The following is a 19376-nucleotide window of genomic DNA, read 5'->3' on the forward strand; positions in this document are numbered from 1 at the left end:
GCAGGCGGGGGACTCAGCCCTTCTGTACGCGGAGTCGTTCGAGCACGCCATCCAGCGTGTCCAGGTCGGTGTAATGGATGATCAGCTTGCCCTTGCCGCCGCGGCCGTGGTTGATGGCCACGCGCGCACCCAGCGATTCGGACAGTTCGGTCTCCAGCGAGGCGATGTCGGCCTGYGGGGCGCTGGCGGTCGGCTTCTTGCGCATCGCGCCCGGCACCTTGCCGGCGGCGAACTGCTGCGCGCGGTGTTCCACTTCGCGTACCGACCAGCCCTGGTCGGCCGCTTCCTGGGCCAGCTTGCTGGCCAATTCCGGCGCCAGCGTCAGCAGCGCGCGGGCATGACCCATTTCCAGCCGGCGGGTTTCCAGCAGCAGGCGGATGGCGATCGGCAGCTCGAGCAGGCGCAGCAGGTTGGACACCGCCGCGCGCGAGCGGCCGACGGCTTGGGCGGCCTCGGCGTGGGTGAGCGCGAATTCGCTGATCAGGCGCTGCAGCGCCTCGGCTTCTTCAAGCGGGTTGAGGTCTTCGCGCTGGATGTTCTCGATCAGCGCCATCGCGATGACGGTGCGGTCTTCCAGCTCGCGCACCACCACCGGCACGTCGTCCAGGCCGGCCAGCTGCGAGGCGCGCCAGCGCCGTTCGCCGGCGACGATCTCGAAGCTGTCCGGGCCAAGCTGGCGGACCAGGATCGGCTGGATCACGCCCTGCGCCTTGATCGATTCGGCCAGCTCGGCGAGCTTGGTCTCATCCATGTCGCGGCGCGGCTGGTACTTGCCCGGCTGCAGCTGGCCGACCGGCAGCTTGCGCAGCACTTCACCGGGCAGCGGTTCGATCACCGCCGCGGCCTGCACCTGAGTCACCGCGCCCTTGGGCCCCAGCAGCGCATCGAGGCCGCGGCCGAGGCCGCGTTTCTTGCCGAGGGCGGGCTTGGTGCTCATCAGGCGGTCTCCAGGGCCTTGTCGGCCTTATTGCGTTGTTGGTGGCGGCGGATGATTTCCCCGGCCAGGCCGAGGTAGGCGACGCCACCGCGCGAGGCGCGGTCGTAACCGACGATGCTCTGCCCGTGGCTGGGCGCTTCGGCCAGGCGGACGTTGCGCGGCACGATGGTGCGGAACACGCGGTCGCCGAAGTGGTCGGTCAATTCGGCCGAGACCGCATTGGCCAGGTTGTTGCGCACATCGAACATGGTGCGCAGCACGCCCTCGATCTCCAGGCTGGGATTGAGGTTGGCGCGCAGCGCTTCGATGGTTTCCACCAGCGCGCTCAGGCCTTCCAGCGCGTAGTACTCGCACTGCATCGGCACGATCACCGAATCGGCGGCGGCCAACGCATTGAGGGTCAGCAGCGACAGCGCCGGCGGGCAGTCGATGAGGATGAAGTCGTATTCGTCGCGGATCGGGGCCAGGGCGCGCTTCAGGCGCTGCTCCCGTTCGCCCTGGTCCATCAGCTGGATCTCGGCGGCGGTCAGGTCGATGTTGCCCGGCAGCAGGTCGAAACCCTCCGGGGTGGTGACCCGGACTTCGACCGCGGTGGCTTCGCCGAGCAGCAGGTCGCAGGTGGACGCGGCCACTTCACGCTTGTCCACGCCACTGCCCATGGTCGCGTTGCCCTGCGAATCCAGGTCGACAAGGAGCACGCGCCTGGGTGCAGCAGCCAGGGAGGCGGCCAGATTGACAGCGGTCGTGGTCTTGCCGACGCCACCTTTCTGGTTGGCGATGGCGATGATGCGGGCCATGCGGGTGAGCCTCATCGGCAGGGAGTGGGACTGGTCATTATGCGTATATGGGGCGTGTCATGCACTGTGAGATGCGCGCCGGTGGGCGCCCACGACCTCGCGCGGCGGCCCCGGATGCGCCCGGTGGACACCGCAGCGGCAGCAACGGCGGGCGCTGCGGCGCTTATGAGAACGCGCGCCGGTCACGACGACGGGCGCACGCCGATGTGCTCAGGGACCGGCCACCACGACCAGATGGCGCTCACCGGTGAGGCCGGGGACATGCAGGGGCAGCACTTGTTCGACCTGCCAGCCGGCCGGCAGCTGGGCGATTTCGTCGTGCGGGTAGACGCCCTTCATGGCCAGCAGGCGGCCGCCGGGGCGCAGCAGATGGCCGCCGACGTCGATGATGCCGGCCAAGGTGTCCATGGCGCGCGCGGTGAGGTGGTCGTAGGCGCCCGGCTCGGCGAGTGCCTCTGCGCGCGATTCGGCCACGCGGGCGTTGCCCAGGCCGAGCTGGCGGACGGCTTCGCGCATGAAGCGGGCTTTCTTGCCGTTGCTTTCGACCAGGGTGACCTGCAGCTGCGGGCGGGCGATGGCCAGCGGGATGCCGGGCAGGCCGGGGCCGGTGCCGAGGTCGGCCAGGGTGCCGGCCTCCAGGTAGGGCTGCATGGCCAGCGAGTCGAGCAGGTGGCGGGTGACCATCTCCAGCGGATCGCGGATGGCGGTGAGGTTGTAGGTGCGGTTCCAGCGGTCGAGCAGGGTGAGGTAGGTGAGCAGCGGCGGCGCCAGGGCGGCGTCCAGGTCCATCGCGGCCAGGCCACGCTCGAGCGCTTCGGCCACGCCGGCCGGGAGGGTGTGTTCGGTCATGCGGCGATTATCGCAGGTCGAAAGCGGGGCAAGGGCAAGAGCCGCACACGGATTCCGCCACGGAGGGCGGGTGTGGGTCTGGCCGCGGGTAGCGCAGAGCCCTGCCCGCCAGGCCATACGTAGAGCCGAGCCATGCTCGGCTGGCCATAGGTAGAGCCGAGCCATGCTCGGCTGGCCATAGGTAGAGCCGAGCCATGCTCGGCTGGCCGCGCGCAGCGCGGCAATGATCGGCGCCTTCACCAGCCAACCGCCGCAACCCCGGCTCAGCTCAGACCGCGTGCCAGGCCAACGCGGCGCGGAAGTCGGCGGCGGCCTGCCATTCGTGCAGGTGCCAGCGGCCGGCGTCGCCCAGCTCGGGGTCGCACCAGGCCAGGTGCAGGGCGCCGTCAGGTGTGGGGGCCAGCTGCAGGCGGTGCAGGCCGAAGGAGATGCCCTGCCCCTGCGCCTTGAGGATGGCTTCCTTGGCGCACCACACCCGGAAGAACCACGGGTTGCGGGTGGGTTCGTCCAGGCCGAGCAGCCAGTCGATTTCGGCCGGGTGGAAGAAGCGTTCGATGATCTCGCGCATGCGCGGCCGCGGCCGCAGTGGCTCCAGGTCCACGCCCAGGCGGACGCCCTCGCCCAGCGCAACCAGCAGCAGGCCATGGCTATGGCTCCAGCCGGTGCCCAGGTGCGAGAACGCGTCGTGCAGCTCCGGGCGGCCACGCAGGTCGCGCTGCAGTGGCAGGGTCTGCGGGTCGGCGCCGAGCTGGTCGGCCAGCAACACCCGAGCCTGCGGCTCGCCGCGCGTACCGTTGACGTGCGGCAGGCACCAGACCGTGACCGGACCGAACCGCCACGGGCCGCCAAGGGCGGTAGCCACCCTCATGCCTGCACCCGGTGAGGACGGCTGCACGGTGATTTCACGGCGGCTGACGTCAACTGGCCCGGTCGTTCACACAACCTGGGAGTCAAGACTATGGGCATCATCATCTGGTTGATCGTTGGTGGCATCGTGGGCTGGCTTGCCAGCATCATCATGCGACGCGACGCACAGCAGGGCATCATCCTCAACATCGTGGTCGGCATCGTCGGCGCGCTGATCGCCGGTTTCCTGTTCGGCGGTGGCATCAACGAAGCGATCACGATCCGTACGTTCCTGTTCTCGTTGATTGGTGCGGTGATCCTGCTCGCCCTGGTCAATCTGTTCACGCGCAAAAGCATCCGCTGACCAACGCGCGATGGATCCAGACAAGGCCCGGCATCGCCGGGCCTTGTCGTTTCTGTCAGCCCAGCTGCACCCAGGCCGGGGCGTGGTCGCTGGGACGGTCCCAGGTGCGCGGCTCGCGGTCGATGCCCGAGGCGATGGCGCGCGCCTTGAGCGCGTCGGAGACCAGCGTCAGGTCGATGCGCAGGCCCAGGTTGCGGCGGAAACCGGCCGCGCGGTAATCCCACCAGCTGAACACGCCTTCTTCCTCGCTGTGCAGGCGGAACGCGTCATGCAGGCCGAGCTGCAGCAGCTTGTTGAGTGCGCCGCGCTCGGCGGTGGAGGTGAGGATGTGGTTTTCGTTCCACACCAGCGTGTCGTTCACGTCGCGCGCGTCCGGGGCGATGTTGAAATCGCCCATCACCACCAACYCGGGGTACTGCTGCAGTTCGGCAGCCACCCAGGCGTGCACCGCGTCCAGCCAGCGCAGTTTGTATTCGTACTTGTCGGTGCCCACATCCTGACCGTTGACCACGTACAGATTGATGATGCGCACGCCGTTGACGGTGCCGGCGATGGCGCGCTTCTGCTCGTCCTCAAAGCCGGGAATGYCGATCTGCACATCCTGCGCCGGTTCGCGCGAGAGCAGCGCGACCCCGTTGTAGGTCTTCTGCCCGGCAAACACGCTGCGGTAACCCAGCCCGGCCAGGACCGCGTCGGGGAACTTGTGGTCCTCCATCTTGGTTTCCTGGATGCCGACCACGTCCGGCGCGAACGCGGTGAGCCACTGTTCCAGGTGCGGCAGGCGCACGTTGAGCGAATTGACGTTCCAGGAGGCGATTTTCATGGGCGCCATTCTACCGGGTAGTGCCGGCCGCTGGCCGGCGGCCGTGTGCAGCCCGAGCCCGGGCATCGTGGACAGCTGCATCGCCGTTGCGCACGTTAGGCTGTGGCCCCTGATCGCACGGAAACCCCATGGACGCAGATGCCTTCGTAGCCAAGTGGTACGCAGAGAAAGAACAACTGTTGGCCGCCGCCTGGGCCCCGGGAACGGAATCAGCCGCACGGATCGCCGCCATGGCACTGTCACCTGCGCAGGCACACCAATTGCGGGACATGCTCGATGTGTTCGCCACCGATGCCCTGTACACCCTGCTTCTCGGGCTCGATGGCAGCGCTGCGCTGGGAGGCGACCAGCGCCACTACACCGTGTTGGACGAAGATGGTTCGGTGATCGCATCGGAAGGCGATCTGGAGGCGGCTGCCTATGCGTGGTTCCACGAAGGCCGGCGCTCGCGGCCTGAATGCTGATCGTTCCTTTCACTCGGCCTGATTCGGGCGGATTCGGACGTGGCCGCACGGAAGCTTGAGCCGAACGGGGCGGACCATCGGACCATCGACGCGTTCGACGCGTTCGACGCGTTCGACGCAGTTTGCCGGGTCATGGGCGGTGACAGACGCAGCCGAGCATGGCTCGGCTCTACCGTTGGGATGCGCTGCCCGCTAGCGCAGCAGTGCTTTCAACATCCCGGCGATCTTCGAATACGGCGGCTTGAGCAGGTCGCTGGCGGCCCAGCGCGACTGCCACAGGATCGGCAGCTGCTTGCTGAGCCCGTCGAAGCCGGCGCGACCGTGATACGCGCCCATGCCGCTCGGGCCAACGCCGCCGAACGGCAGGTCGTTGATGGCGAAATGCAGCAGGGTGTCGTTGACGGTGATGCCGCCGGCCACCACCTGGCCGAGCACGCGCTCGACGGTGGCGCGTTGCTGGCTGAAGACGTACAGCGCCAGCGGCCGGTCGCGGCCCTGCACCTCGGCCAGCGCCGCGTCCAGGTCCGGGTAGGCGCACACCGGCAGGATCGGGCCGAAGATCTCCTCCTGCATCAGGTCCAGATCGGCAGGCGGGTCGAGCACGATGGTCGGCACGATCAGGCGTTCGCGCGCGGCGCGTTCGGGATCGACAGCGGCCAGTTCGATCACCGGCACGCCGCGTTCGCGGGCCTGGTCGAGGTAGCCACGCAGCCGCTGGTACTGGCCTTCATGGATGATCCGGGTGTAGTCCGACGCATCACTGAAATCGCCGTAACGCGCACGCACCTGGGTCTGCAGCTGCTGCACCAGCTCGCGCTGGCGGGCGCCATCGATCAGCACGTAATCCGGTGCGATGCAGGTCTGACCCGCGTTGAACCACTTGCCGGTGGCCAGGCGCGCGGCGGCCTTGTCCAGCGGATAGTCGCTGCAGACGATCGCCGGCGATTTGCCGCCCAGCTCCAGGGTCAACGGGGTGAGGTGCGGCGCGGCGGCGGCCATGACCTTGCGCCCGATCGCGGTGGAGCCGGTGAACACCAGATGGTCCAGGGGCGAGCCGGCCAGCGCACCGGCCAGCGCGCCGTCGCCCTGCACCACCGCCACGCGCTGCGCGGGAAACACCTCGGCCAGCAATGCCTGCAGGAACGCGCTGGTGCGCGGGGTGTGTTCGGACGGCTTGAGGATGACGTGGTTGCCGGCGGCGATCGCGGTGGCCAGCGGTATCAGCGCCAGGTTGACCGGGTAGTTCCACGGCGAGATCACCCCGACCACGCCCAACGGCACCGCGCGGGTCTGCGCGCGCGCCGGCCAGAACCGTACCCCCACGGCGACCCGACGCGGGCGCGCCCAGCGCCGCAGGTGCTTGAGCAGGTGATCGATCTCGCCCAGCACGGTCATGCCGTCGGCGATCAGCGATTCGTGGGGGGAGCGGTGGCCGAAGTCGGCCGAAATGGCCTCGGCCATCTGCGGCAACTGCGCCTTCAACGCGGCGCGCAGTCGCTGCAGGTCGTCGCGGCGCTGGTCCAGCGAGGGGCGGTTGGCCTGCCAGGCGCTGCGCAGGGTCTGCAGGATCGCCGGCAGTGCGGTGGGATCGGTGTGGGCATCGCTCATGGGGCGACTATAGCGAGACGCTGCGTGAGCGCGTGTCACGGGGTAGTGCCGGCCGCTGGCCGGCAACCGCACATGCGCCTCCGAAAGCGCAACGGTAGTGCCGGCCGCTGGCCGGCAGCCTCACATGCGCCTCCGAAAGCGCATGGAGAGCCGGCCAGCGGCCGGCAGTACGTCGCCTTCGGAAGGGTATGCGTGGTTGCCGGCCAGCGGCCGGCACTACCGGGAACGAAAAGGGCCGCGATCTGCATCGCGGCCCCGTCTTCATTCTGTGCGGCTCACCGTTATTTGGTGATGTCCACCCCGCGGGTTTCCTTCAGGAACAAGCCACCGACCACGACCGTCATCAACGCGATGATGATCGGGTACCACAGGCCGTAGTAGAGGTTGCCGGTGCCGGCCACCAGCGCGAAGGAGATCGCCGGCAGGAAGCCACCGAACCAGCCGTTGCCGATGTGGTACGGCAGCGACATCGAGGTGTAGCGGATGCGGGTCGGGAACAGCTCGACCAGGTAGGCGGCGATCGGGCCGTAGACCATGGTCACGTACAGCACCAGCAGCCACAGCATGAAGATCGTGCCGGGGATGTTGATGCGCGCGTTGTCGGCCTTGGCCGGATAGCCGGCGGCGGTCAGCGCGGTCTTCAACTCGGCACCGAACGCATCGGCCTTGGCCTTGCCGTCTTCCTTGGTCAGCCCGGCCGACTCGTAGGAGGCGACGCTGGCGCTGCCCACGTTGACGATCGCCAGGGTACCGGCGGCGGCCGGCTTGACCTCATACGGCACGCCGGCCTTGGTCAGTGCCGCGGTGGCCACGTCGCAGGAGCTGGTGAACTTGCGCATGCCGACCGGATCGAACTGGAACGAGCAGGTGTTCGGATCGGCCACGACCAGGGCCGGCGAATTGGTGCGCGCTTCTTCGATGGCCGGGTTGGCGAAGTGGGTCAGGCCCTTGAAGATCGGGATGTAGGTGATGGCGGCCAACAGGCAGCCGGCCAGGATGATCTTCTTGCGGCCGATGCGATCGGACAGCCAGCCGAAGAAGATGAAGAACGGCACGCCCAGCGCGAGCGCACCGGCGATCAGCAGGTAGGAGGTGGTGGCATCGACCTTGAGCATGCTGCTCAGGAAGAACAGCGCGTAGAACTGACCGCCGTACCAGACCACGGCCTGGCCGGCGGCGGCACCCAGCAGCACCAGCAGCATCAGCTTGAGGTTACCGTCCTTGAGGCTGTCACGGAACGGGGTCTTGGAGCCCTTGCCTTCGGCCTTCATCTGCTGGAACAGCGGCGATTCGCTCAGCTGCAGGCGGATCCACACCGACACGCCCAGCAGCACGATGGAGACCAGGAACGGGATGCGCCAGCCCCAGGCTTCGAAGGCCTCGTTGCCGAGGAAGTAGCGGCAGGCCAGGATGATCAGCAGCGACATGAACAGGCCCAGCGTCGCGGTGCACTGGATGAAGCTGGTGTACAGGCCACGCTTGTCGGCCGGCGCATGCTCGGCGACATAGGTGGCCGCGCCACCGTACTCACCGCCCATCGCCAGGCCTTGGGCCAGGCGCAGGATGATCAGGATCACCGGGGCGGCGAAGCCGATCGACGCATAGTTGGGCAGCACGCCGACCAGGAAGGTCGAGATGCCCATGATCAGGATGGTGACCAGGAAGGTGTACTTGCGGCCGATGCGGTCGCCGAGGCTGCCGAAGAACGCCGCGCCGAACGGACGCACGAAGAAGCCGGCGGCAAAGGCCAGCAGGGCGAAGATCATGCCCGTGGTTTCGTTGACGCCACTGAAGAACTGCTTGGCGATGATCGCCGCCAGCGAGCCGTACAGGAAGAAGTCGTACCACTCGAAGACAGTGCCCAGGCTGGACGCGAAGATGACCTTCTTGTGTCCCTGGGTAAGTTGCGGTTTTGCGGGTACGGGTGTGGATGACATGGGATGCTTCCCCTCGGTAGTGCCGACCGTAGGTCGGCAATCGCAGTGTTGGTCAGGTGGTTTCTAGTTTTGGAGTGCCGACCGTGGGTCGGCACGCATTCAAAAACTGTATTTGGTGGTGAACTGCAGGCGGTTGATATCGCCCTTGCGACCGTCCTCGATCTCGCGCACGCCGTACATGTATTCCGCGCCGATATCGACCTTGGGCATCGGCGTGTAGAAGATGTTGCCGCGGATGCTCTGCACGCTCTTGGTGACCAGCGGGCCAAGGCTGCCATCGTTGTCGTAGTCGCTGCGCGCGTAGATCAGGTTGGTACGCAGTTTCGGGGTGAAGGCGTGGCGCCAGCCGACGTAGCCGGCCAGCACGCCGGTCGGGTTGAGTTCGTCGCGGGCGATGTCGTAGGCGGTATCGGCGGTGACGCCAAGGCCGACGTAACGGGCGATGCCCTCGCCGCCACTGATCTGGTAATGCAGGGTGTCGGTGCTGCCCATCACCCACTTGCCGCCCAGGGTCAGGCCGCCGCCGATCTTGTCCGCATCGGCATTGGTGGTCTGGTTGTCCACCTTGAGCTGGCGCACGACCGCGCCCACGCCAAAGGTGCCCCAGTCGCCCTTCCAGCCATAGCGCAGGGTCAGATCCGGCAGGGCGCCGCGATCGGAGTTGCTGGCCACGTTGGTCCACGCGCCGGTAATCGGGTTGCGGGTGCCGGTGAGCACGGTGGTTTCCGGGTTTTCCAGCGCGACGCTGAAGCCGCCCTGGGTGTAGCGGATCTGCGCCTGGCGCACGAACAGCACGCCATCGGTGGGACCGACGAAATCGGCCGCTTCCGGCAGCGAGGCCGCATCCATGAAGTTGGACCAGGTCTGGCCGGCCAGCCAGTTGTTCCAGTACATGTAGGCATGCCGCAGGGTGACGCCATAGGTGTTGGTGGCGGTCTGGTTGCCCAGTGAATTGCCGAAGAAGTCCATTTCGAAGAACGCACCGGCCTTGTTGCCGGCGTCACTGACGTTGTCGATGCCCAGGTTGAAGCGCGAGAACTTGGCGTGGGCGTTGTAGTCCACGTCCGAGCGCTTGCCGCTGCCGCCGGCACCGGCGACCGGGGTCTGACCGGGCAGGTACAGCGCGCGCCCGGTGGCATCGTCGGCAAGCTGGCCGTCGCTGGTCTGGGTGGCCAGGAAGTCGGCCTTGATGAAGCCACCGATCTTGACCGTGGTGCCCGGCGCCGCGCCCGGGGTGATGGTGGTGACCTGGATCGGCTGCTTGCCGGCGGGCACCTGCGCGGCCAGCGGCTGCTGGGCCTGCACGGTCTTCACCGCGGTGACCTCGGTCTGGGTCTGGCTGATCTGGCTCTGTTGCTGCTGGCTGGTGTTGACCAGCATCTGCACCTGGCGCTCCAGTTCGGCGATGCGTGCTTCCAGCGCCTTCTCTTTGGCGGTATCGGCGAATGCGACGCCTGGTGCGATCAATGCGACGAACAGGGCGGCCGCCAACGGCCGGCGTGTCGTCTTCAATAAACGGTGGCTCATGTTGCCCTCTCTCCCGGGTGGCAATGCGAACGCCGCGCTGTGCACGGTCCAGCCGACAGTGGGGCCGCCCCGCCCGCAACGGCTATTGGCCATTAGTCGTACTCGCCCGCCGGGCGGGCACGACCCGGACGCCAACGGCGACCGGCAGGTGCCACAGGCACTTGGGTAGGTACCGACCGTTGGTCGGTACGCTCTTCCTCACAGATAGCGCCACGCCCCCTTGCCACGGGCCCAAACGCACCCGGCACCCACCGACAGCCGCTTGCTGCCCACACCGCACGCTCCAACCTGACCCGTTCCCGGCGTTCCTGCCGCGTTCGACCATGGTCTAACCACCCAGCCACCGCGAAGCAGGGTGGATGCGGCAAACTGAGGGGGAGAGGTCGCACCTTATGTTGCGACCGCACAACCCAAGTCCTGTTGCAAGTGAGGGTGCCATGGCTGATCTTTACCCCGTCAAGGCGGATTTTTCCGCCAAGGCGCGCATTGACAAGAACACTTACGAACAGCTGTATCGGGAGTCGCTGGAAAACCCCGATGCGTTCTGGGGCAAGGCCGCCGAGCGCCTGCAGTGGTTCAAGAAACCGACCACGATCAAGAACGTCAGCTACGATCTCGACGATTTCCGCATCCGGTGGTTCGAAGATGGCGAGCTCAACGCCAGCGTCAACTGCCTGGACCGCCAGCTTGATCAGCGTGGCGACAAAGTCGCCCTGCTGTTCGAACCGGACAGCCCCGATGCACCTGCGCAGGGCGTCACCTATCGCGAGCTGTATGAGCGCGTGTGCCGGCTCGGCAATGCGCTGCGCAACCTGGGCGTCAAGAAGGGCGACCGGGTCACCATCTACCTGCCGATGATCGTCGATGCGGCCGTGGCCATGCTCGCCTGCGCGCGCATCGGTGCGGTGCATTCGGTGGTGTTCGGCGGCTTTGCGCCCAACTCGATCGCCGACCGGGTGATCGACTGCGCCAGCAAGCTGATCATCACCGCCGACGAAGGCCTGCGTGGCGGCCGTCGGATCCCGCTCAAGGCCAACGTCGACGCCGCGCTGAAGTTGCCGGGCACCACCACCGTGGAAACCGTGCTGGTGGTGCGCCACACCGGCGGCGCGGTGGACATGCAGGCCCCGCGCGACCGTTGGTTCCATGACGTGGTCGATCCGCAGCCGGCGCAGTGCGAGCCGGAACGGATGAACGCCGAGGACCCGCTGTTCATCCTCTACACCTCCGGTTCCACCGGCAAGCCCAAGGGCGTGCTGCATACCACCGGCGGCTATCTGCTGTACGCCGCCTACACCCATGAAGCGGTGTTCGACCTGCGTGAGGATGACATCTACTGGTGCACCGCCGACGTCGGCTGGGTCACCGGCCACAGCTACATCGTGTACGGTCCGCTGGCCAACGGCGCAACCTCGCTGATGTTCGAAGGCGTGCCCAACTTCCCGACCACCTCGCGGTTCTGGGAGGTGATCGACAAGCACAAGGTGAGCATCTTCTACACCGCCCCGACCGCCATCCGCGCGTTGATGCGCGAGGGCGATGCACCGGTCAAGCGTACGTCGCGCGCTTCGCTGCGCCTGCTCGGCAGCGTCGGTGAGCCGATCAATCCCGAGGCCTGGCGCTGGTACTACGAGGTCGTCGGCGACAGCCGCTGCCCGATCGTGGATACCTGGTGGCAGACCGAGACCGGCGGCATCCTGATTTCGCCGCTGCCCGGTGCGGTCGACCTCAAGCCGGGCTCGGCCACGCTGCCCTTCTTCGGCGTGCAGCCGGCGCTGGTCAATGCCGAGGGCGAGATCCAGGACGGCCCCACCGAGGGCAACCTGATCATCCGTGATTCGTGGCCGGGCCAGATGCGCAGCGTCTACGGCGACCACCAGCGTTTCATCGACACCTACTTCCGCACCTACCCGGGCAGCTATTTCACCGGCGATGGCTGCCGTCGCGACGAGGACGGCTACTACTGGATCACCGGCCGCGTGGATGATGTGATCAACGTGTCCGGCCACCGTATCGGCACCGCCGAGGTGGAAAGCGCGCTGGTGTCGCATCCGAAGGTGGCCGAAGCGGCCGTGGTCGGCTTCCCGCACGACATCAAGGGCCAGGGCATCTACGCCTATGTGACCCTGATCGCCGACGAGACGCCCAGCGATGAACTGCACAAGGAACTGATCGCCTGGGTACGCAAGGAGATCGGTCCCATCGCCGCGCCCGACCACCTGCAGTGGGCGCCGGGCCTGCCCAAGACGCGTTCGGGCAAGATCATGCGCCGCATTCTGCGCAAGATCGCCGAGAACGCACCGGACCAGCTTGGCGACACCTCGACCCTGGCCGATCCGTCGGTCGTGGCCTCGCTGGTGGAAGAACGCAAGGTGAGGTAGTTCCGCGGCACCAGGCGCAGGATGGGACCGCGGCATCGCGTGTGCGCTGCCGCTCCCACGATCCGCAAACGGATCGTGGGCCTGGTCTCCCCAGCACCCACGCCCCGCCGCTTCGCGGCCGCCCCCTGACTCAGGGGGCTGTCATCTCGATACACTTTTCGTTGCGTCGCTGCACGCCTCCGCAACATGGCCCCCACCATGACAACGCTCCTGATTGCCGATGACCACCCGCTGTTCCGCGAAGCCCTTCGCGGTGCCGTGCAACGCGTCATCCCTGGCGTGCAGCTGTTCGAGGCTGACAGCGTGGAAGCGCTGTACCAGCTGGCCGACCAGCACACCGACGCCGACCTGGTCCTGATGGACCTCAACATGCCCGGTGCGCAGGGATTCAACGCGCTCGTGCACATGCGGGCACTGCACCCGCAGCTGCCGGTGGTGGTGGTGTCGGCACGCGAAGAGCCGACGGTGATGCGCCGCGCGCTTGACCACGGCGCGTTCGGGTTCATCCCCAAATCCGCCGACTCGGACACCATCGGCCACGCGCTGGGGACGATCCTGGACGGGGAAACCTGGGCCCCGCCGGAAGCGCACAACGTGCCGCAGACCGGGCGCGAGGAGCGCGAGATCGGCCAGCGCCTGCGCGAGCTCACCCCGCAGCAGTTCCGCGTGCTGCAGATGCTCGGCGCCGGCCGCCTCAACAAGCAGATCGCCTACGATCTCAACGTGTCCGAGGCGACGATCAAGGCGCATGTCACCGCGATCCTGCGCAAGCTCGGGGTCACCAACCGCACCCAGGCGGTGCTGATGGCCGGCAAGCTGGCCATCGATGAAGAACAGATCGTGTTGCCGCCGGAAGAGGAATAGAGCCACGACGTGCGTGGAGGGCGTGGTGCCGGAACGAAGAGCAGCCGAGCGTGGCTCGGCTCTACCCCGCCCCGGCTATGACATCTGCGGCGTTGGAGCAGCCGAGCATGGCTCGGCTCTACCCCGGCCCGGCTATGACATCTGCGGCTTCGGAGCAGCCGAGCATGGCTCGGCTCTACCCGCCCCGGCTTATAGCCGGGGCTATGAAATCCAGCGTTACCTGCGCAATTGCCGGTGAACGCTCCAATCCGCTGGCCCGGTGCTAAGCTTCGCGTCCCCTTGGGGAGTAGCCGGTTTCCTGCGATGAGGAAACGCCCGTATCAACATACTCGGCCAGTGCGCCGTGGTGCGGGCAACCATGATGGTTGGCGAGACCAGCGGTCCGCGTGCGCAACGTCAGGTTGGGCGCGAGCGCGGTCCGTTGCCTGACATCGCCCAACCTGCTGTGACCCTCAATGTCCCCCCTTTCGATCCTGCTGATCGGCTTTGCCATGTCCACCGATGCCTTCGCTGCGGCGATCGGCAAAGGCGCGGCCATGCGCAAGCCCCGCTTCCCCGATGCGCTGCGCGCCGGCCTCATCTTCGGCGTCATCGAAGGCATCACCCCGGTGATCGGCTGGCTGCTCGGCCGCGCGGCCCTGCAGTACGTGGAAGCCTTCGACCACTGGATCGCCTTCGGCCTGCTGGGCGCGCTGGGCGTGCACATGATCATCAACGGCATCCGCCCCGATGAGGGTGGCGAGGGCGACGACGAGGACACCCGCAAGCACCACGGCTTCTGGCGGCTGGCCGTCACCGGCTTTGCCACCAGCATCGATGCGATGGCCGTCGGCATCGGCCTGGCCTTCATCGACGTCAACATCGGCGTCATGGCACTGGTCATCGGCCTGTGCACCCTGACCATGGTCACCGCCGGCATCATGCTTGGCCGCGTGCTGGGCAACCTGGTCGGCAAGCGCGCGGAAATCGTCGGTGGCGTGATCCTGATCATCATCGGCGCCACCATCCTGTACGAACACCTCAGCGGCGCCATGGCCTGAGGCAGGACGCCACGCACCGCGCCGCTACATATCGCTGCGCGGTGCGTGGAACGCAGCCAGGAACGCCCGCAACGACGCCGGCTTGATCGGCTTGGTCAACAACCGGTAGCCGCGCTCGCGCGCCATCCGCTTCAACTCGTCGCGCCCGTCGGCAGTCAACAGCGCACCGGGAATCGCCCGCCCGGCCTTGTCGCGCAGCGCCACCAGCGTATCCAGTCCATCCAGGCGATCGTGCAGGTGGTAATCCACCAGCATCACGTCCGGCTGCAGGTCCACCTTCTCCAGCGCCTGGTCCACGGTGCTGGCGGTGATCACCTCCACCCCCCAACGTCCCAGCAGCGCGCGCATGCCGTCCAGGATTTCCTGGTCGTTGTCCACGCACAGCACGCGCATGCCCGCCAGCGAATGGGTGCGGGCCGGCGGCGCAGTGGGGGCGCTGGCGGCGGCGAACGGCAGCACCAGGGCCTCCACCCGCGGCAGCATGATCGAAAACATGCTGCCGCTGCCCACCCGGCTGCGCGCGTTGAGGCGGTGGTCGAGCAGGCGCGAGATGCGCTGGCAGATCGACAGGCCCAGCCCCAGCCCCTGCTCGCCCCAGTCGAACGGCTGCTGGTAGCGGTGGAACTCGTCGAAGATCTGCTGCATGTGGTGTTCGGGGATGCCCGGCCCGGTATCCCAGACCTGCAGTTCCACTTCATCGCCACGATGGCGTACCGCCAGCACGATGCGACCTTGCCGGGTATAGCGCAATGCGTTGGCCAGGAAATTCTGCAGCACCCGGCGCAGCAGCCGGCGGTCGCTGCGGATCCACGCCGGCCGCGCGAACAGATCCATGCGCAGCCCGCGTCCGGCCGCGACCGGCGAGTACTGCGCGGCGAGTTCGCGCATGAGCACGCTCACGTCGAAATCGCCGATGACCGGATGCAACCCACCGGCGTCCAGTCGCGATACATCGAGCAGGCCGTCCAGCAGCTCTTCGGCCGCACGCAGCGAGGCATCCACGCGCTCGGCCAGGTGCCGTTGCTCTTCGTTGTGGTGGTGGCTCTCGCGCAGCGCCGAGGCGAACAGCCGCGCCGCGTTCAACGGCTGCAGCACGTCATGGCTGATCGCAGCCAGGAAGCGGGTCTTGGACTGCTGGGCCACCTCGGCCTCGTGCGAGCGCTCGGCCACGCGCTGCTCCAGGGTTTCGTTGGCCTCCAGAAGTGCGCGTTCGGCGTGCTTGTAGTCGGTGATGTCGTTGTAGCTGGTCACGTAGCCGCCGCCGGGCAAGGCCTGGCCGCGCATTTCGATCACTTTGCCGTCGCTGCGGGTGCGCTCGAAGATGTGCGGTGAGCCGGCGCGCATGTAGCCGATGCGCCGGTTGATCTGCACCTCGATGTCACCCTCGCCCAGCTCGCCACGTTCGGCGTTGTAGCGGATCAGATCCGCCACCGGGCGTCCCACGTACAGCATCCCGTCGGGGTAGCCGAACATCTGCTGGTAGCGACGGTTCCAAGCGGTCAGGCGCATGTCCGGGTCGACCACACTCACCCCGGCGCTGATGTTCTCCAGCGTGGTGGACAGGATCTCGCGGTTGAAGCGCAGCTCCTGCCCGGCCTCATCCAGCACCGCCACCACTTCGCCCAGGTCCATGCCCGAGCCCCGCAGCAGGCTGGTCAGCAGCAGGCGCGCCGACGCTGCGCCGATGGAGGCGGCCAGCAGGCGTTCGGTGAACTGCACCCAGGCGCGGTCGGCCGGCGCGGAGGCCTGCAGCTCCCGGCCCATCGACTGGGCCTGCTCGAAGAACGAGCGCCGTGCATGGCGGTCACCGACCACGCGCGAGGCCAGCGCGAGCAGATCGCCGACATGCACGTTGCCGGGCCACGCACCGGCCACCGACGGCCGTTGCGCATACGGGTCCAGGAACGGTGCCGCGCGCAGCCGCTCGTCGACGCCCGGGCGCCAGCGCACCGAGACCAGCACCATCGCCGCCACGTTGACCAGCAACGACCAGAACGTGCCGTGGGTCAGCGGATCCCAGCCGCTCATGCCGAACAGATGCTGCGGCTGCAGCCAGCCCAGGCCGAACGGACCGCGCACCAGCCAGGCCGCTTCCATCCAGCCGGCATGGGTGAGCGCGGGCAGCAGCAGCGTGTAGACCCACGTACCAAAGCCCAGCAGCATGCCCACTTCCACGCCGCGACGGCTGGCCCCGCGCCAGTACAGGCCGCCGATCAGGCCCGGCGCGAACTGCGCCACCGCCGCGAACGCCATCAGCCCGTACGAGGCCAGCGTGCTGTCATTGCTGCTGCCGCGGTAGTAGCTGTAGGCCACCAGCGCCAGCAGCAGGATCGCGGTGCGGCGGATCCACAGCACGCGCGAGGCGACGTCGGCCGCTTCCTGGTGATCGCCGCTGCGACGCAGCAGCACCGGCATCACCAGGTCGTTGCTGACCATCGTGGCCAGCGCGATCGAGGCCACGATGACCATGCCGGTGGCGGCCGAGAAGCCGCCGACATAGGCCACCAGCGCCAGGAACTTGCGTCCTTCGGCCAGCGGCAGGGCCAGCACCATGCTGTCGTCGGCAACGCTGCCGCCGGTGCCGAACAGGGTCACCCCGGCCGTGGCGATGGGGATCACCATCGCCGAAATCACGATCAAATAGGCGCCAAACATCCAGCGCGCGCGGCGGATGTCGCGCACGTCGCCGCACTCGACCACCGCCACGTGGAACTGGCGCGGCAGGCAGATGATCGCCAGGAAGCTGAGCAGCGTCTGCGAGATGAAGCCGACCGGTGGCAGTCCGGCGAACAGCGTATGCGCCGACTGCAGTACCGCATCGGTGCGGTCGTTGAGCCACAGATAGGCAAACAACCCCAGCGCGACCATCGCGATCAGCTTGATCAGCGACTCCAGCGCGATGGCCAGCATCATGCCGTGGTGGTGTTCGGTGGCATCCACCTGGCGGGTGCCGAACAGGGTGGCGAACAGCGCCATCAGCAACGCCACGTACAGCGCCGGATCGGTGAAAAAGCCGGTCGGCCCGACGTTACCGGTCAGCACCTGCAGGCTCATCGCCACCGCTTTGTACTGCAGCGCCAGGTACGGCACGATGCCGATCAGCGCGATCACCGCCACCAGCGCGGCCAGCCGCCGCGACCGGCCGAAGCGGGAAGAGATGAAGTCGGCGATGGACACCACGTTCTGGCTGCGGGCGATCAGCGCCAGCCGCTCGATGATGCGCCAGCCGAACAACCACAGCAGCAGCGGGCCCAGGTAGATCGGCAGGTAGCCGATGCCGTTGCGCACCGCCGTGCCGACCGCCCCGTAGAACGTCCACGACGAGCAGTACACCGCCAGTGCCAGGCTGTAGACCACCGGGCGCAGCCACGGCCGGTCCGGGTACATCGGGCGACGGTCGCCCCACCACGCCACGCCGAACAACAGCGCGGCATAGGCCACCGATACCAACAGCAGGATCCAACTGGAGACCACGGGGTGATTCCGTCAGGGCAGGGGCCAGTGTAGCCGGTGGCGCAGGTGCCGCCGGCTACACGGGTTGCTCACGACCGTTGCACCGTCGGGGCAGCGCGCGCCGGCAGGCGGATGTCCACGCAGGTGCCGTGGCCCAGGCGGCTTTGCACGTGGATGCGGCCACCGGCGGCGGCCACCAGGCTGGCACTGACGGCCAGCCCCAGCCCGGTGCCCTGCCCGACCGGCTTGGTGGTGAAGAACGGTTGCAGGCAACGCGCACGGACCTCATCGCTCATGCCCAGGCCGGTGTCGCTTGCCTGTATCGACACCTCGCCGACGCTGGGCAGCCACGCCAGCACCAACGCGAATCGACCGCCGTCGGGCATGGCCTGCCCGGCGTTGACCGCCAGGCTGAGCAGGATCGATTCCAGCTGCGCTGGATCGAAATGGATGCAGCATTGCCCCTGCCCGGTAACGACGTCGCAGTGGATGCCCGCGCCGAAGACTTGCCGCAGCGTCGGCGCCATCGCCTCCAGGGTCGCAGCAACATCGAGCAGCTGTGGCCGGCTCGCCTCCAGCCGGCTGAAATCCAGCAGCCGCCGGCTGACTGCGCTCGCGCGTCGGGCGGCCGAGTCGATACCCTGCAATGCCTCGGCCACCGCCGCCGGATCCTGCGCGCGGCGGGCCTTGCCTACATAGCCGTGCACCAGCGCCAACAGGTGATTGAAGTCGTGGGCGATGCCGCTGGCCAGTCGGCCCACGTTGTCCATTTTCATGGCATGCACCAGCTGGTCGCGCGAGCGTTCCTTCTCCTGCATTTCCAGCTGCAGCTCATCGCGCTTGCGCGCCAGCGCCACACCGTGCTGCCGCGCCACCTGCAGGCTTTCGCGCAGGCCGGTGACGCTGTGGTGCAGCAGCCAGGCCACCAGCACGCAGCCGAACACGCAGACGCCCAGGTCGGTGACCACGTGGGCGACGCGGTCGGCGCGGAACAGGATGCCCGCCAGGTCGATCCAGGCGCCCAGCAACATCGCCAGGCACGCCCACAGCGTGGCCCAGCGCAACGCCGCTGCGCCCAGCAGCGCCGCTACGAGCAGCACGGGCACCAGTTGCACCAGTTGCACCCGCGACAACGCCGCCAAGCCCCAATACCCTTCGGTGACCGCCAGCAACAGCAACTGGCCCGCCACGAACAGCGTCGCCGCACGTACCCCATGCCCGCGCCGCTGCTCGACCAGGCAGGCCACGCATACCACCAGGTGTGCGCTGGCCAGGGCCAGCACCAGCGTGTCCACCCCGTCGCCCAGGCGCAGCAGCAACCAGCTGGCGATCAGCAGGTGGAAGGCGGCCACGAGCAGCCATAGGCCGCGCAACATGGCATCGGTGCGTGCGCCCAGGCCGGCGGCGACGGCGTCGGGAGCCATGACGGGGCGGTCAGATACGGGGGGAAGCGGCATGTACGACGGGTCCGAACGGGCCAAAGGCG

15 protein-coding genes are annotated in these 19376 nt (G+C 67.7%); 5 read left to right on the forward strand and 10 right to left on the reverse strand.

Going from position 1 to position 19376, the window contains the following annotated elements:
- Positions 1-13 precede the first annotated feature (13 nt).
- The 4 genes from AC1DR7_RS05265 to AC1DR7_RS05280 form a co-directional block, all read right to left on the reverse strand.
- On the reverse strand, positions 14-937 hold the full coding sequence (locus AC1DR7_RS05265) for a ParB/RepB/Spo0J family partition protein (protein ID WP_256776302.1): 924 nt from the start codon (positions 935-937) through the stop codon (positions 14-16).
- The gene (locus tag AC1DR7_RS05270) at positions 937-1734 is read right to left on the reverse strand and encodes a ParA family protein (RefSeq protein WP_256776303.1); all 798 of its coding nucleotides are present in this window, start codon (positions 1732-1734) and stop codon (positions 937-939) included. The genes AC1DR7_RS05265 and AC1DR7_RS05270 overlap by 1 nt, the downstream gene beginning before the upstream one ends.
- A gap of 210 nt (positions 1735-1944) precedes the next feature.
- A complete protein-coding gene (rsmG, locus tag AC1DR7_RS05275) occupies positions 1945-2583 on the reverse strand; it encodes a 16S rRNA (guanine(527)-N(7))-methyltransferase RsmG (RefSeq protein ID WP_256776304.1) in 639 nt (212 codons plus the stop codon).
- Between the two features lie 268 nt (positions 2584-2851).
- Positions 2852-3451 (reverse strand): 4'-phosphopantetheinyl transferase family protein, encoded by a 600-nt coding sequence (locus tag AC1DR7_RS05280; protein ID WP_256776305.1) that lies wholly within the window; start codon positions 3449-3451, stop codon positions 2852-2854.
- Positions 3452-3541: 90 nt separating this feature from the next.
- Here AC1DR7_RS05280 and AC1DR7_RS05285 point away from each other — a divergent pair, with 90 nt between their 5' ends.
- Positions 3542-3793, forward strand: a complete 252-nt coding sequence (locus tag AC1DR7_RS05285; protein ID WP_256776306.1) for a GlsB/YeaQ/YmgE family stress response membrane protein — start codon at positions 3542-3544, stop codon at positions 3791-3793.
- Between the two features lie 55 nt (positions 3794-3848).
- Here AC1DR7_RS05285 and xth read toward each other — a convergent pair whose 3' ends face one another.
- Positions 3849-4616: an exodeoxyribonuclease III gene (gene xth / locus AC1DR7_RS05290; protein ID WP_478076413.1), complete on the reverse strand. Its 768-nt coding sequence runs from the start codon at positions 4614-4616 to the stop codon at positions 3849-3851.
- 128 nt (positions 4617-4744) lie between these two features.
- Here xth and AC1DR7_RS05295 point away from each other — a divergent pair, with 128 nt between their 5' ends.
- A complete protein-coding gene (locus AC1DR7_RS05295; protein ID WP_457320956.1) occupies positions 4745-5080 on the forward strand; it encodes a hypothetical protein in 336 nt (111 codons plus the stop codon).
- A 192-nt stretch (positions 5081-5272) separates the two neighbouring features.
- Here the strand turns inward: AC1DR7_RS05295 and AC1DR7_RS05300 are convergent, their stop codons facing one another.
- From AC1DR7_RS05300 to AC1DR7_RS05310, 3 genes are all read right to left on the reverse strand, one after another.
- A complete protein-coding gene (locus AC1DR7_RS05300; RefSeq protein ID WP_457320958.1) occupies positions 5273-6688 on the reverse strand; it encodes a coniferyl aldehyde dehydrogenase in 1416 nt (471 codons plus the stop codon).
- A 281-nt stretch (positions 6689-6969) separates the two neighbouring features.
- On the reverse strand, positions 6970-8625 hold the full coding sequence (locus AC1DR7_RS05305; protein WP_457317801.1) for an MFS transporter: 1656 nt from the start codon (positions 8623-8625) through the stop codon (positions 6970-6972).
- A gap of 99 nt (positions 8626-8724) precedes the next feature.
- Entirely contained in the window at positions 8725-10152 is a 1428-nt protein-coding gene (locus tag AC1DR7_RS05310; protein ID WP_256776317.1) for a DcaP family trimeric outer membrane transporter, read from the reverse strand.
- 437 nt (positions 10153-10589) lie between these two features.
- Between AC1DR7_RS05310 and acs the strand changes: the two genes are divergently transcribed.
- The 3 genes from acs to mntP all read left to right on the forward strand — a co-directional run bounded on the left by acs (position 10590) and on the right by mntP (position 14437).
- The gene (gene acs / locus AC1DR7_RS05315; protein WP_256776318.1) at positions 10590-12533 is read left to right on the forward strand and encodes an acetate--CoA ligase; all 1944 of its coding nucleotides are present in this window, start codon (positions 10590-10592) and stop codon (positions 12531-12533) included.
- A gap of 198 nt (positions 12534-12731) precedes the next feature.
- A complete protein-coding gene (locus AC1DR7_RS05320; protein ID WP_256776319.1) occupies positions 12732-13397 on the forward strand; it encodes a response regulator transcription factor in 666 nt (221 codons plus the stop codon).
- A 455-nt stretch (positions 13398-13852) separates the two neighbouring features.
- On the forward strand, positions 13853-14437 hold the full coding sequence (gene mntP, locus AC1DR7_RS05325) for a manganese efflux pump MntP (RefSeq protein ID WP_256776320.1): 585 nt from the start codon (positions 13853-13855) through the stop codon (positions 14435-14437).
- Positions 14438-14461: 24 nt separating this feature from the next.
- On the opposite strand, the gene AC1DR7_RS05330 is transcribed toward mntP, so the two are convergent.
- Both AC1DR7_RS05330 and AC1DR7_RS05335 read right to left on the reverse strand, forming a co-directional pair.
- Entirely contained in the window at positions 14462-17911 is a 3450-nt protein-coding gene (locus AC1DR7_RS05330) for a hybrid sensor histidine kinase/response regulator (RefSeq protein WP_457317803.1), read from the reverse strand.
- A gap of 68 nt (positions 17912-17979) precedes the next feature.
- Positions 17980-19314 (reverse strand): sensor histidine kinase, encoded by a 1335-nt coding sequence (locus AC1DR7_RS05335; protein WP_457317804.1) that lies wholly within the window; start codon positions 19312-19314, stop codon positions 17980-17982.
- Between the last annotated feature and the right edge of the window lie 62 nt (positions 19315-19376).

The sequence above is a fragment of the Stenotrophomonas sp. P5_A9 genome, from assembly GCF_056400525.1.